We start from the raw sequence: 13217 nt of genomic DNA, 5'->3' as shown, positions 1-13217 counted from the left end.
CGACGTACACACCACGCGTGTGTACGTCGACGAAGAGCCCCTACGCGTGTCACGGCCGCTCGGCCGTCAGATACCGCTGGACCGTCGGTCCTGCCCAGTCCGCGAGCTCCTCGCCGGACAGCGCGACCACCGGCGGAAACCGCAGGACGTAGCGGGTCAGCGCCACGCCGAGGATCTGCGAGGCGCAGAGCCCGGCCCGCGCCGGGGCGTCGGCGGGATCGGGGCAGACGCGGCGCGCGACCGGCAGCAGTTGGTCCTTGAAGATGCCCTGCATGCGTTCGGCGCCCGCCGCGTTGGTGATGCCGACGCGGAGCATCGCGGTCAGGACCTCGTCCTTCTCCCAGACGTCGAGGAAGTGCGTCACCAGGGCGCGCCCGACGTCCTCGCGCGGCACCGCGGTGAGATCGGGCAGCCGCAGATCGATGGCGCAGGCCGCGGCGAACAGGCCTTCCTTGTTGCCGTAGTAGCGCATCACCATGGACGGGTCGATCCGCGCGTCCTTGGCGATGGCGCGGATGGTGGCCCGCTCATAGCCGTCGGCGGCGAACCGCTCGCGGGCGGCGGCGATGATCGCGCCGCGGGTCGCGTCGGAGCGGCGGGGTGGTGCCGGGGGTGCTTCGGCAACATGCGACGTCGCTGGATCGGGTGGGCTTTCGTTCATGCCAACAATCGTAGGCCAACACGTGTTGACAGTCCATGACGGCGGTCCTACGTTAGCCAACAAGCGTTGACCAACAGTTGTTGGCCCTAGGAGGCAGCCGCCATGAACGGAACCCAGGACTCGAACGCCACCCCGGACCCCGCAGTGATCGTCGTCGGCTGCGGCCCCACCGGACTGCTGCTCGCCGGGGACCTGGCCGCCGCGGGCGTCCCCGTCACCCTGCTCGAGAAGCGGCCGCACGGAATCAGCAACCTCTCGCGCGCCCTGGTGCTGCACGCCCGCACCCTCGAACAGCTCGACGCGCGCGGCCTCGCCGACGAACTGGAGGCCAAGGGCAGGACGCTCGACCGGCTGCGCCTCTTCGCCCGCCTCGACGTGGGCCTCGACAAGCTGCCCTCGCGCTACAACCACCTGCTGGTCCTGCCGCAGTACGAGGTGGAGCGCGTCCTCGAACGGCGGGCGGTCGAGGCGGGCGTCGACTTCCGCTACGAGAGCGAGGTCACCGGACTCACCCAGGACGCGGACGGCGTGACGCTCCAAGTCCGGGGCCCAGGAGGGGAATCGAGCACGCGACGGGCCGCGTACGTCGTCGGCGCCGACGGGCTGCACAGCCCGGTCCGCAAGGCCATCGGCCTGCCCTTCCCCGGGAAGTCCGCCATCCGCTCGCTCGTCCTCGCCGACGTGAAGCTGGCCGAGAAGCCCGCGTCGGTCCTCACCGTGAACGCCGCCGGTGACGCGTTCGCCTTCATCGCGCCCTTCGCCGACGGCTACTACCGCGTGATCGGCTGGAACCGCGCCCACAACGTCCCCGACAGCGAGCCTCTCGACCTCGAAGAGGTCAAGGAGATCACCCGGCTCGCGCTCGGCCGCGACTACGGCATGCACGACGCCCGCTGGATGTCCCGCTTCCACAGCGACGAGCGCCAGGCGCCCGCCTACCGGGTGGGCAGGGTCTTCCTCGCCGGGGACGCCGCGCACGTCCACACCCCGGCGGGCGGCCAGGGCATGAACACCGGCCTCCAGGACGCCGTGAACCTGAGCTGGAAGCTGGCGGCCACGGTCAACGGCCGCGCCTCGGAAGGCCTGTTGGACACCTACCAGTCCGAGCGGCACCCCATCGGCAAGGCGGTCCTGCGCAGCAGCGGGGGGATCGTGCGGCTCGCGATGGCCAAGCGCCCGTGGACGATCGCGGCGCGCGCGGTGTTCGCGTCCTTCGTCAACGCCGTGCGCCCGGTCCGCGAGAAGGCGATCGGCCAGATCACCGGCATCGGCTACAGCTACCCCGCCCCGAAGGGCGCCCACCGCCTGACCGGACGCCGCACCCCGGACGTCGCGCTCAAGGAGGGCCGGCTCTACGAGGCCCTGCGCGAGGGCGAGTTCGTGCTGATCGCACCGGTGGGCGCCGAGTACGACGCGGGGCGTGCGGTCGCGAGGCACTGGGCGAGCGACCGGCGTACGACCGTCCTGGTCCGGCCCGACGGGTACGTGGCGTGGGCGGCGGAGGAGGCGGACGCGGGGGAGATTCGGGCGGCGCTGGGGGAGTGGGGTGCCGCATAGAACGACGCGAGCCCGACTGTTCAGTTTGCCTTCAAAGAAGTCTCGAAAAGATTCGATGGACCTGATGGGTGCGGGGGTGCGACGGTAGTCCCGCAGCCAACCAAGAGATCAGCCAAGAGATCCCCGCCGGGTGGTGCCCACCTCGGCGGGGTTCGTGTTTTCCCGGGACGACCGGGAGAGAGACAAGGGATATCAGTGACTGTCCTGGACCGGACGACCCCCCTGCACACCGAGCCGACGCGGACCAGCACGTCGGCGGCGGGCAAGGCGCAGCGGGCCGCGCGCCCCATCGGCCTCGGCCTCGCTCTCGCGGCGCTCGCCACGGTCGTCTGGTCGGGCAGCTTCGTCACCTCGCGCGCCCTGGCCGACAGCGTGCCGCCCATCCAGCACGCGTTCTGGCGGTGGATCATCGCGATCGCGGCGGTGGCGCCGTTCGCCGCACGCCAGACGTGGCGGCAGCGGGCCCTGCTCCGCAAGCACCTGCGCTTTCTGCTCCTGGCCGCCCTCCTCGGCGTCACCATCTACAACACCCTGGTCAACCAGGCGGGCGTCACCACCACCGCGGGCAACATGGGCATGATCATGGCCGCGTCGCCGGTCCTGATGGCGGTGTACGAGCGGCTCGGCGGCGCGAAGCTCGGCGCGCGCCGGGTGACCGGCATGCTGATCGCCTGTGCGGGCGTCCTGGTCCTGGTGTCCGGGGGATCGCTCTCCATGGACTTCGCGGTGGGTGACCTGTGGGTGATCGCGGGGGCTGTCTCCTTCGGCTCGTACAGCGCGCTGCTCAAGCGCAAGCCCGCGGAGATCGGCGGACTGCCGTTCCTCTTCGCGACGTTCACGCTGGGCGCGCTGATGCTGCTCCCGGTGTTCGTGGTCAGCCTCGTCGTGCAGGGCGGCTTCGAGCCCACCGCCGGGACGGTCTCCCCGCTCCTGTACGTCGGTGTCGTCTCCTCCGCGATCGCCTTCTTCGCCTGGAACAAGGCGATCTCGATCATCGGCGCCGCCCGCGCCGGGGTCATCTACTACCTCCAGCCGGTGTGCGTGGCCCTGCTCTCCTTCGCGGTGCTCGGCGAGGCGATGGGGTGGCTCCAGGTGCTGTGCATGGGGCTGATCCTGGGCGGCGTCGTCCTCGGCTCGGCGCGCACGAAGTAAGGGGGGCGTCCGGTGGGAACACCACTCCTGACCAGTCGGTACGTTGACTCCATGAGCGAGTGGGACATCAAGAAGCTGCAGATCCTGCGGACGTTGAGCGAGCGGGGCACGGTCACGGCGACGGCGCAGGCGCTGCGGATGACGCCGTCGGCGGTGTCCCAGCAGCTGTCCAACCTCGCGAAGCAGCTGGGCGTGCCGCTCCTGGAGGCGCACGGACGGCGGGTGCGCCTGACGGACGCGGCGCATCTCGTCCTGCGGCACGCGGAGGCGGTGTTCGCCCAACTGGAGCTGGCCGACGCGGAGTTGGCGGCCTACGCGCAGGGCGAGGCGGGCGAGGTGCGGGTCGGCGCCTTCTCGACCGCGGTGCCCGCGCTGGTGGTCCCCGCGGTGCGGGAGCTGAGGGCGGCGGCGCCGGGGATCTCGGTGCGGGTCCGAGAGGTGGAGGCGGCGGAGGCGTACGAGCTCCTTGCCGCGGGGGAGGTGGACGTGGCGCTCTCCCTTGCGGTGACGGCGCCCGCCCCGGCGGACGCGGACACGCGCTTCACACGGGAGTCACTCCTGGCGGATCCGCTGGACGTGGCGCTTCCGGGGGACCACGAGCTCGCGGCGGTGGAGGGGCTGCGCCTGTCCGACCTGGCCGGGGAGCCGTGGATCTTCGGGGGCAGCGGCCCCTGGTCGGAGATCACGCGGGCGGCGTGCGAAGGGGCCGGTTTCACCCCTGAGCAGGCGCATTCCGCCTCCGGCTGGACGGCGATCCTGGCGATGGTGGAGGCGGGGATGGGGGTCGCCCTGGTCCCGCGGATGGCGGCGGTCCGCCGTGACGGGGTGGTGATGCGCTCCCTGACCCAGGACAGGCCGCGGCGGCACGTGGTGGCGGCGGTCCGCCGCGGGGCGGCGGGGGGAGCGGCGGTCAGCAGGGTCCTCTCGGCGCTCCGCGGGGCGGTCGCCACGCGGGGGGCGGCGGACCTGCCGTAGACCGGGCCGCCCCGGAGCCGCCCCGCTCTCACCGATGGGCGGCCCGCTCTCACCGATGGGCGGCCAGCACCGCCGCCAGACCCTCTCGCAGATCCCTGACGAAGTACTCGGGAACCTCCAGCGACGGGAAGTGTCCCCCGTTGTCGGGCGCGTTCCACCGGACGATCTGTCGGTACCGCTCCTGCGCCCACGGGCGCGGAGACTTCTCGATGTCGCGGGGATACATGCTGATCGCCGACGGGACGTCGACCCGCAGTTCGGGGTCGAGTGAGTTGTGGCTCTCGTAGTAGATGCGGGCCGCCGACGCCCCGGTCCGCGTCAGCCAGTACAGGGTGACGTCGTCAAGAACGCTGTCCCGGGAGATCGTCTCGAACGGACTGTCCTCGGTGTCCGACCACTCGGCGAACTTGTCGAGGATCCAGGCGAGAAGCCCGACCGGTGAGTCGACGAGCGAGTAGCCGATGGTCTGCGGCCGGGTCGCCTGCTGCTTCGCGTACGCCGCGCGGTGGCTCCAGAAGTCGCGCGTATCCTCGGTCCATTCGCGCTCGGCCGCCGTAAGCCCGTCCGTCGTCAGTCCGGGCGGCGCCTGCGCGAACAACGTGTGGATGCCCAGGACGTGCGCCGGGTACCGGCCGGCGAGGACCGTGGTGATATTGCCTCCCCAGTCGCCACCGTGGGCCACGAACTTGCCGTAGCCGAGCCTGCCCATCAGTTCCACCCAGGCGGCGGCGATCTTTTCCGTTCCCCACCCGGTGGTGGCCGGTTTGTCGCTGTAGCCGAAGCCCGGTAGCGACGGGACCACGACGTGGAACGCGGGCGCGTCCGCGTCTTTCGGATCCGCCAACGCGTCCACCACATCGGTGAATTCGGCGATGCTGCCCGGCCAGCCGTGCGTCAGGACCAGCGGAGTGGCGTCCGCGCGCGGGGACCGGCGGTGCAGGAAGTGGATTCCCAGATCGTCGATGGTCGTGCGGAACTGGCCGATCCGGTCGAGGCGCGCCTCGAACGACCGCCAGTCGTACCCGGTGCGCCAGTAGTCCACGAGATCGACGAGGTCGGCGAGCGGAACGCCCTGTTCCCATCGGCGATGCCCGGACGCGGCGCGAGGGACCGTCTCGGCCTCCGGCAGCCGCGCCGCGGCCAGCCGGGCGCGCAGATCGTCGAGATCGGCGTCGGTCGCGCGGGCTTCAAAGGCTTGTACGTCGCTGGTGGGGCGGGGCATGAGACCTCCTGGCCGTCGCGGAACCGGCTACGACCCGTCGAAGAACCGGCTAAGACGGTTCTAGCAGTTCTCCGAGCCGGGCTGCAACCGGCTAAGGTGGTTCCATGTGTGCTGCGTTCCCTGACTTCCGCCTCGGTACGGTGCTGGCGACCAGCTTCACGGGGACCCTGTCGGAGCGGCACGGCGACGCCGTGGAGCGCATCCCCGTTCCGCACCGGCTCGTCGACTGGCTGGCGGTGTACGGCCTGGCCGTGGACTCCTGCACCGCTGCTCAGCTCGACCTCGCCCGGGAGCTGAGGGAGGCGATCCACGCCGCCGCGACGGCGGCCGCGCTCCAGGAGGCGCTGCCCGCGTCCGCCGTCCACGTCATCAATGACTTCAGCGCTCAGGGCCGGGCCGCGGCGATCCTGACGCCCGAGGGCGAGCGGCGGTGGCGGCTCGGCCCGGAATCCCGCGTGGAGGACGCGCTCAGCGTGATCGCCGCCGACGCGATCAGCGTCATCGCGGGCGAGCGGGACGGAAAGCTGGCCCTGTGCGCGTCACCGTCCTGCCGGGCCGCCTTCTTCGACGGCAGCCAGAGCCGCACCCGCAAATGGTGCGACATGAACACGTGCGGCAATCGCCAGAAGAAGGCCCGCTACCTCGCCAACCAGCGCAAAGCCCAGAGGCCCTGACGGTCACCCGTCAGGGCCTCTGGGCTTTTTGCGGCTACGGCAGGCGGATCAGACGTCCGCCGCCTGCGCCCGCAGGGCCCGCTCGACGCCCGCCCTGGACTCCGTGATCAGGCGGCGCAGGGCCGCCGAGGGAGCCGCCGAGGCCAGCCACGCGTCCGTCGCGTCCAGGGTCGCCCGGGACACCTGGAGCGACGGGTACAGGCCCACCACGATCTGCTGCGCCATCTCGTGCGAGCGCGCGTCCCACGCGCCCTTGACCGCCGCGAAGAACTTCTCCGCGTACGGAGCGAGCAGTTCGCGCTGCTCGGTCTGGACGAAGCCGCCGATCACGGCCTCCTGGATCGCGTTCGGGAGCTGGTCGGACTCCACGACCGAGGCCCAGGCCTCCGCCTTCGCCTCCGGAGTGGGCCGCGCCGCCCGCGCCGAAGCGGCGTGCCGCTCGCCCGCGGCCGTCTTGTCGCGGTCGAGCTCCGCCGTGATGCCGGCCTCGTCGAGCCGCCCCATCGCCGCGAGCCGGTGCACGAAGGCCCAGCGCAACTCGGTGTCCACCGCGAGGCCCTCGATCGACTGCTTGCCCGAGACGAGCTCCTCGACGAGCGTCAGCTGCGCCTCCGTGCGGGCCGTCGCCGCGAACGCCCGCGCCCACGCCAGCTGGTGGTCGCTGCCCGGCTCCGCCGCCCGAAGGTGCGAGAGCGTCGCCTCGGTCCAGCGGGCCAGCGCCTCCTCGCGCCCGGCGGGCGCCGCGTACAGCTCCAGCGACATCTTCACCTGGCGGTGCAGCGACTGCACGACCCCGATGTCCGACTCCTTGGCGATGCCGGACAGGACCAGCGAGAGGTACTCCCGGGTCGGCAGCTCCGCGTCCCGCGTCATGTCCCACGCCGACGCCCACGAGAGCGCCCGCGGCAGCGAGGCCTCGAAGTCGCCGATGTGCTCCGTCACGAAGGCGAGCGACTCCGCGTCCATGCGCACCTTCGCGTACGACAGGTCGTCGTCGTTCAGGAGGATCACCGCGGGGCGCTCGCGGCCCACCAGGGCGTCCACCGAGGTGAGTTCGCCGTCCACGTCCAGCTCCACGCGGTCGGTGCGCAGCAGCTTGCCGCTCTCGTCGTCGAGGTCGTACAGACCGATCGCGATCCGGTGCGGACGCAGGGTCGGCTCGCCCTTCGCGCCGGCGGGCAGCGCGGGCGCCTCCTGCTTCACGGCGAACGACGTGATCCTGCCGGACGTATCGACGTCCACCACCGGACGCAGGACGTTGATTCCGGCCGTCTCCAGCCACTTCTTCGACCACGTCTTCAGGTCGCGCCCGCTGGTCTCCTCAAGCGCGCCGAGCAGATCGGACAGGCGCGTGTTCCCGAACGCGTGCGCCTTGAAGTACGCCTGCACGCCCCGGAAGAACTCGTCCGTGCCGACGTACGCGACCAGCTGCTTCAGGACGCTCGCGCCCTTGGCGTACGTGATGCCGTCGAAGTTGACCAGGACGTCGTCGAGGTCCTGGATGTCGGCCATGATCGGGTGCGTGGAGGGCAGCTGGTCCTGGCGGTACGCCCACGTCTTCATGGAGTTGGCGAACGTCGTCCAGGAGTGCGGCCAGCGCGAGTTCTCCGCGTACGCCTGGCAGGCGATGGAGGTGTACGTCGCGAACGACTCGTTCAGCCAGAGGTCGTTCCACCACTCCATCGTCACCAGGTCGCCGAACCACATGTGGGCCAGCTCGTGGAGGATGGTCTCCGCGCGCGTCTCGTACGCCGCGTCCGTCACCTTCGAACGGAACACGTACTGGTCGCGGATGGTCACCGCGCCCGCGTTCTCCATCGCGCCCGCGTTGAACTCCGGCACGAAGAGCTGGTCGTACTTGGCGAAGGGGTACGCGTAGTCGAACTTCTCCTGGAACCAGTCGAAGCCCTGCCGCGTCACCTCGAAGATCGCGTCCGAGTCGAGGAACTCGGCCAGCGAGGGACGGCAATAGATGCCGAGCGGAACCGACTGGCCGCCAGGACCCTCGTATGAGCTGTGGACCGAGTGATACGGACCGACGATGAGTGCCGTGATGTACGTCGACATGCGCGGCGTGGGCTCGAAGGACCAGACGTCACCGCTGGGCTCGGGCGTCGGCGAATTCGAGACGACCGTCCAGCCGGACGGCGCCTTCACGGTGAACCGGAACGTCGCCTTGAGATCGGGCTGTTCGAAGGAGGCGAAGACGCGGCGCGCGTCCGGGACCTCGAACTGCGTGTAGAGGTAGGCCTGTTGGTCGACGGGGTCGACGAACCGGTGCAGCCCCTCACCCGTGTTGGTGTAATCGCAGTCGGCGACCACCTTCAGCTCGTTCGGCCCCGCCTCCAGGTGCTTCAGGGCGATGCGCGAGTCACGGAAGACGGCGGCGACGTCCAGCGGGCGCCCGTTCAGGACGGCCTCGTGGACCGCGGGGGCGACCAGGTCGATGAACGTCTCGGCGCCCGCCTCCGCGGAGTCGAAGCGCACCGTGGTCACCGACCGGTAGGTGCCGCCCTCTTGCGCGCCGGAGAGGTCGAGATCGATCTCGTACGAGTCAACGGTGAGCAGCTTCGCCCGCTGCTGCGCCTCTTCGCGGGTCAGATTGGTGCCGGGCACGCGGTCATCTCCTCAGGAACGTCAGGTACGACTTGTGGCGTTTCCAGCCATCCTTCCACGTGGGTCCGCGCGCGTGACGGGGCATTGTCCGAGGGGCACCACGCGGCATTGTCCGCGGACTGCCGTGCCGCTAGCATCCGCGCGTCGACTCACGCCCCGGGGGGAGCGTTCATGGGACTGCGACGGGCAGCGCGATTATCGCCGTCACGGCGATTACGGCGATCAACGCGATCACCCCGATCATGTGGCGCGAGGTGCGCCCGATGACCGACGTACTCGTCGTGGGCGCCGGGATCGGCGGGCTCACCGCCGCGCTCAGCCTGCACGCGGCGGGCATCGGGGTCCGGGTCGTCGACGCGGTGGACGCGCTGCGGCCCGTCGGGGTCGGCATCAACCTCCTCCCGCACGCCGTACAGGTCCTTACGGAGCTCGGCCTCGGCGCCGAGCTCGCCGCCACGGCCGTGCCGACCGCCCAGACCATCCACTTCGACCGGCACGGCAACCACATCTGGGGCGAGCTGCTCGGCCGTGCCCGGGGCCACCACTGGCCGCAGTACTCCCTGCACCGCGGCGCCCTCCAGCTGATCCTCCTCGACGCCGTGCGCGACCGGCTCGGCGAGAACGCCGTCCAGACCGGTACGGCCTTCGTGCGGTACGCCGAGCCGGAGGGGTCGGGGGCGGTGCGGGTGACCCTGCGGGACGTGGGGCGCGGGCGGGAGTTCGCGGTGCCGGTGCGGGCCCTGATCGGGGCCGACGGGCTGTACTCGGCGGTGCGGGCCCGGCTGCATCCCGGGGAGGGGCCGCCGCTGTGGAACGGCATCCGGATGTGGCGGGGCGTCACCGAGTGGGACCCGGTGCTCGGCGGCCGGACGATGGCGTTCGCGGGCAGCAACGCGACCGCGAAGCTCGTCGTCTACCCGATCTCGCGGGAGGCGGAGACGCGGGGGCGCGCGCTGCTCAACTGGGTGGCGGAGGTGCGGTTCCCCAGGCACCACCACGGGGCGCCGGGGCCGGTGGACTGGAACCGTTCGGGCCGCCTCTCCGATGTCCTGCCGCACTTCTCGGGCTGGCGGATCGGAGACCTGGACGTGCCCGCGCTCCTTGCCGCGACGGGTTCCACGGGCCGGATCCTGGAGTACCCGATGGTGGACAGGGACCCGCTGCCGTGGTGGGGCAGGGGCCCCGTGACGCTGCTGGGCGACGCGGCCCACCCGATGTACCCCGTGGGGTCCAGCGGTGGCTCCGAGGCGGTGCTCGACGCGTGGGTGCTCGCGCAGTGCGTGGCCCATGGCGGGGTGGACCGGGTGAGTGGGCTGCGGGCCTACGAGGCGCAGAGGTGGGGGCCCGCCAATGCCGTGGCCCTGGCGAATCGGGCGATGCCGGTGGACGAGGTGCTGCGCGCTGTCGCCGAGCGCGCGCCGGAGGGGTTCGTGCGGGTGGAGGACGTGCTGACGGGGGAGGAGCTGGCGGGGCTGGGGGAGGGGTACCGGCGGATGCGGGGATGTTGGTAGCGGCCTTTTCGCTCCCCGGCCCGGCCGGCGGTGGAGGCCGAAGGGCCCCCGCGCCGAGCGGGTTGTCGGGAAGGGGCGGGGTCGGCGAGAGCGACGTCCGAAAGCCGCCAGCCCCATCCACCCGCACGCGCGAAGCTCGGCACATGAACGCAACCACCGCAGCCGCCACCACCACCTACACCCCCCTGCCCATCCACCCCACCGCCCTCGAAGAACTCCGCACCACGGACGACGCCGGACGGCCCTGCGCGCCCTACGTGGACGCGGAAGGCGGCGACCCCCTCCGCTGCTGCCTGCGCCCCGTCGCCCCCGGCGAACGCGTCGCCCTCGTCTCGTACGCACCCCTGCGCCGCTGGGCCGCGCAGACCGGCGCCACCCCCGGCGCCTACGACGAGCAGGGCCCCGTCTTCATCCACGCGCAGGACTGCGAGGGCCCGGAGCCCGGCGACGGCGAGTACCCCTTCGCCCGCCCCGGGTCCCTGCGCACCCTGCGTCGCTACAACGCCCAGGGCCACATCGTCGGTGGCCGCCTGCTGGAGATCCCGGGCCCCGCCACCGAAGGCTTCGACGCCGCGTTCGCGGAGGCCTTCGCCGACCCGGAGGTCGCCCTCGTGCACGTCAGGGCCGTGGAGTACGGCTGCTTCCACTTCGAGGTCCGGCGCCCCTGAGCGAACGCGCGAACTCCCGTACCCGCTCGGTCTCCGCGTCCCGGCGCCACACCATCCCGAGCACCGAGTCCGGCAGCCCCTCCACCGTCACGAAGGTGACGTCGCTGCGCCCGTGGTACTCCGCCGTGGGGCGGCACAGCAGCATCGCCCCGCGCCCGGCCGCGACCAGCGTCAGCCCCTCCTGGAGGGTGCGCACCTGAGGGGCGGGCGGGGTGGCGGCCGTGGCCGAGGCCGAGGTCGACATCGACGGAGCCTGCGCCAGGCGCCAGTACGCGGGCGCCGGCGCCGTCGCGGAGATCAGCGGGGTCCCGGCGAGGTCGGCCGCCCGCAGCGACGCACGGGCCGCGAAGGGATGACGCAGCGACACCGCGACCGTCTGCGGCTGCCGGGAGAAGAGCGGGCCCAGCACCAGGTCCGGCTCCTGAACGGGCAGCAGCACGATCGCCGTGTCCACGTCCCCGTGCCGCACCGCTCCGAAGGGGTCGGAGAACGGCACCTCCACGATCTCCGTCACACAGCCGGGATGCCGCTCCTGGAAATCGGCGATCGCCCCCATGAGCCGCGCGTCCGCCGTCCCCTGGAAGCCGATCCGAAGCCGCCCCGTGACCCCACGCGCGGACTCCCGCGCCGCGTCCACCGTGGCGCTCAACGTCTCGTACGCCGGGCGCAGTTCGGCCAGGAAGCGCTCGCCCGCCGGAGTCAGCCGCACCCGTCGGCTCGACCGCTCCACGAGCCGTGTGCCGATCCGCCGTTCCAGGTCCCGGAGGAGCTGGCTGACGCGGCTCTGCGAGACGTAGAGCCGCTCGCCCGCGCGGCCGAAGTGCAGTTCGTCGGCGAGCGCCATGAAGCACTCCAGCTCCCGTATCTCGAGCACGGGCACACCCCCCTGATCCATGAGCCCCGCTCATTCAAGGATGAGATCTTCGCCGTTGTTCCCGGCAGGGTGTCCGACGAAGGCTTGACCCCATGAAAGCCGCCCCGAACGCATCCCCTGAACTCGCGGAGCCGCAGCGCTCCTTGCCGCTCTCCGTCCTCACCGTCGCCGCCACCACCTTCTCCGTCGTCACCACGGAGATGTTGCCGGTCGGCCTCCTCACCTCCCTCTCCGCCGGGCTCGGCGTGTCCGACGGGACCGCGGGCCTGACCGTCACGCTGCCCGGCGTGGTCGCGGCGCTCGCCGCCCTGCTCCTGCCGGTCGCCGTGCGGCGGGCCGACCGGCGGACGGTGCTGTGCGTGCTGATGGCCCTGCTCGCCGCCGCCAACCTCCTCTCCGCGCTCGCGCCCGCCTTCGGCGTACTGCTCGCCGCGCGGGTACTGGTGGGGGTCTGCATCGGGGGCGTCTGGGCCGTCGCGGCGGGGCTCGGCGTACGGCTCGTGCGCGAGGAGTCCGCGGGGCGGGCCACCACGGTGATCTTCAGCGGTATCGCGGTGGCGTCCGTGCTCGGCGTCCCCGCGGGTACGTTCCTCGGTGAACTCGCCGGCTGGCGCTGGGCGTTCGCCGTGATGGCGGCGTTCGCGCTGGCCGTCGCCGGACTGCTCGCCGCGGTGCTTCCGCCGCTGCCCGCTTCGGCGGCGCTACGGCTCGGCACGTTCCCCGGGCTGCTCCGGGGCGCGCGGCTGCGGGCCGGGCTCCTCGTGGTGCTGCTTCTGGTGACCGGGCACTTCGCCGCCTACACCTACGTACGCCCCGTCCTGGAACGCGTGCCCGACCTGGGCGCCGGGCTGATCAGCGGGCTGCTCCTCGTGTACGGGATCGCCGGCATCGTCGGCAACTTCGCGGGCGGCGCCCTCGCGGCCCGCGACCCGCGCCGGGCGCTGCTCGTCATCTCCGCGGGCCTTGCCGCCGTCGTCCTGCTCCTCGGCCCCGCGGGCGGCTCACTCCTCGCGTCGGCGGCGCTCCTGGTCGCGTGGGGGCTCGCCTACGGCGGGGTCTCGGTCTCCACCCAGCACTGGGTGCTCGCCGCCGCGCCCCACGCCCGCGAGGCGGCGTCCGCGCTCTTCGCCGGGGTGTTCAACGCGGCGATCGCCCTGGGCGCGCTGACCGGCGGCCTGGTCGCGGACGGCTTCGGGACGGCGGACGTGCTGTGGCTCGGGGGCGGCCTCGCGGCGATCGCGCTGCTCGTCGTGGGGTACGCGAAGGGGGCGGGCACCGAATGAGCATCGGTGTCCGCCCCCATCGGC

The 13217-nt window shown here is 72.1% G+C and carries 11 protein-coding genes; 7 read left to right on the top strand and 4 right to left on the bottom strand.

Annotated elements, in window-relative coordinates:
- Positions 1 to 49: 49 nt before the first annotated feature.
- Positions 50 to 661, bottom strand: a complete 612-nt coding sequence (locus ACFUPX_RS07460) for a TetR family transcriptional regulator (protein WP_383317503.1) — start codon at positions 659 to 661, stop codon at positions 50 to 52.
- A gap of 102 nt (positions 662 to 763) precedes the next feature.
- On the opposite strand from ACFUPX_RS07460, the gene ACFUPX_RS07455 reads away from it, so the two are divergent.
- The 3 genes from ACFUPX_RS07455 (at position 764) to ACFUPX_RS07445 (ending at position 4345) form a co-directional block, all read left to right on the top strand.
- Entirely contained in the window at positions 764 to 2218 is a 1455-nt protein-coding gene (locus tag ACFUPX_RS07455) for an FAD-dependent monooxygenase (protein ID WP_383317500.1), read from the top strand.
- Between the two features lie 195 nt (positions 2219 to 2413).
- The gene (locus ACFUPX_RS07450; protein ID WP_383317497.1) at positions 2414 to 3370 is read left to right on the top strand and encodes a DMT family transporter; all 957 of its coding nucleotides are present in this window, start codon (positions 2414 to 2416) and stop codon (positions 3368 to 3370) included.
- Positions 3371 to 3421: 51 nt separating this feature from the next.
- Positions 3422 to 4345 carry a LysR family transcriptional regulator gene (locus ACFUPX_RS07445; RefSeq protein ID WP_383317495.1) on the top strand — a complete coding sequence of 308 codons (924 nt, stop codon included), beginning with the start codon at positions 3422 to 3424 and terminating at the stop codon, positions 4343 to 4345.
- A gap of 49 nt (positions 4346 to 4394) precedes the next feature.
- On the opposite strand, the gene ACFUPX_RS07440 is transcribed toward ACFUPX_RS07445, so the two are convergent.
- Entirely contained in the window at positions 4395 to 5567 is a 1173-nt protein-coding gene (locus ACFUPX_RS07440; protein WP_383317492.1) for an epoxide hydrolase, read from the bottom strand.
- Between the two features lie 104 nt (positions 5568 to 5671).
- Between ACFUPX_RS07440 and ACFUPX_RS07435 the strand changes: the two genes are divergently transcribed.
- Positions 5672 to 6241 carry a CGNR zinc finger domain-containing protein gene (locus tag ACFUPX_RS07435; protein ID WP_383317490.1) on the top strand — a complete coding sequence of 190 codons (570 nt, stop codon included), beginning with the start codon at positions 5672 to 5674 and terminating at the stop codon, positions 6239 to 6241.
- A 48-nt stretch (positions 6242 to 6289) separates the two neighbouring features.
- On the opposite strand, the gene pepN is transcribed toward ACFUPX_RS07435, so the two are convergent.
- The gene (pepN, locus tag ACFUPX_RS07430; RefSeq protein WP_383317487.1) at positions 6290 to 8857 is read right to left on the bottom strand and encodes an aminopeptidase N; all 2568 of its coding nucleotides are present in this window, start codon (positions 8855 to 8857) and stop codon (positions 6290 to 6292) included.
- 263 nt (positions 8858 to 9120) lie between these two features.
- Between pepN and ACFUPX_RS07425 the strand changes: the two genes are divergently transcribed.
- Both ACFUPX_RS07425 and ACFUPX_RS07420 read left to right on the top strand, forming a co-directional pair.
- Positions 9121 to 10368, top strand: coding sequence for a flavin-dependent oxidoreductase (locus ACFUPX_RS07425; RefSeq protein ID WP_383317484.1), 1248 nt, complete (start codon positions 9121 to 9123; stop codon positions 10366 to 10368).
- 143 nt (positions 10369 to 10511) lie between these two features.
- Positions 10512 to 11036, top strand: coding sequence for a DUF1203 domain-containing protein (locus tag ACFUPX_RS07420; protein ID WP_383317481.1), 525 nt, complete (start codon positions 10512 to 10514; stop codon positions 11034 to 11036).
- Here the strand turns inward: ACFUPX_RS07420 and ACFUPX_RS07415 are convergent.
- Entirely contained in the window at positions 10987 to 11931 is a 945-nt protein-coding gene (locus ACFUPX_RS07415; RefSeq protein WP_383317478.1) for a LysR family transcriptional regulator, read from the bottom strand. The genes ACFUPX_RS07420 and ACFUPX_RS07415 overlap by 50 nt on opposite strands.
- A 71-nt stretch (positions 11932 to 12002) precedes the next feature.
- Between ACFUPX_RS07415 and ACFUPX_RS07410 the strand changes: the two genes are divergently transcribed.
- Positions 12003 to 13193, top strand: a complete 1191-nt coding sequence (locus tag ACFUPX_RS07410) for an MFS transporter (protein WP_383317475.1) — start codon at positions 12003 to 12005, stop codon at positions 13191 to 13193.
- Positions 13194 to 13217 lie beyond the last annotated feature (24 nt).

This window comes from Streptomyces sp. NPDC057302 (assembly GCF_042667685.1).
Taxonomy (GTDB): domain Bacteria; phylum Actinomycetota; class Actinomycetes; order Streptomycetales; family Streptomycetaceae; genus Streptomyces.
Note: the sequence above shows the minus strand (reverse complement) of the source record. Positions and strands in the feature narration are given on the sequence as shown.

What these genes read in the sequence shown, in the direction of transcription:
- ACFUPX_RS07460 (WP_383317503.1), bottom strand. Translation starts at nt 661, where the DNA reads ATGAACGAAAGCCCACCCGATCCAGCGACGTCGCATGTTGCCGAAGCA.
- ACFUPX_RS07455 (WP_383317500.1), top strand. Translation starts at nt 764, where the DNA reads ATGAACGGAACCCAGGACTCGAACGCCACCCCGGACCCCGCAGTGATC.
- ACFUPX_RS07445 (WP_383317495.1), top strand. Translation starts at nt 3,422, where the DNA reads ATGAGCGAGTGGGACATCAAGAAGCTGCAGATCCTGCGGACGTTGAGC.
- ACFUPX_RS07440 (WP_383317492.1), bottom strand. Translation starts at nt 5,567, where the DNA reads ATGCCCCGCCCCACCAGCGACGTACAAGCCTTTGAAGCCCGCGCGACC.
- ACFUPX_RS07435 (WP_383317490.1), top strand. Translation starts at nt 5,672, where the DNA reads ATGTGTGCTGCGTTCCCTGACTTCCGCCTCGGTACGGTGCTGGCGACC.
- ACFUPX_RS07425 (WP_383317484.1), top strand. Translation starts at nt 9,121, where the DNA reads ATGACCGACGTACTCGTCGTGGGCGCCGGGATCGGCGGGCTCACCGCC.
- ACFUPX_RS07420 (WP_383317481.1), top strand. Translation starts at nt 10,512, where the DNA reads ATGAACGCAACCACCGCAGCCGCCACCACCACCTACACCCCCCTGCCC.
- ACFUPX_RS07415 (WP_383317478.1), bottom strand. Translation starts at nt 11,931, where the DNA reads ATGGATCAGGGGGGTGTGCCCGTGCTCGAGATACGGGAGCTGGAGTGC.
- ACFUPX_RS07410 (WP_383317475.1), top strand. Translation starts at nt 12,003, where the DNA reads ATGAAAGCCGCCCCGAACGCATCCCCTGAACTCGCGGAGCCGCAGCGC.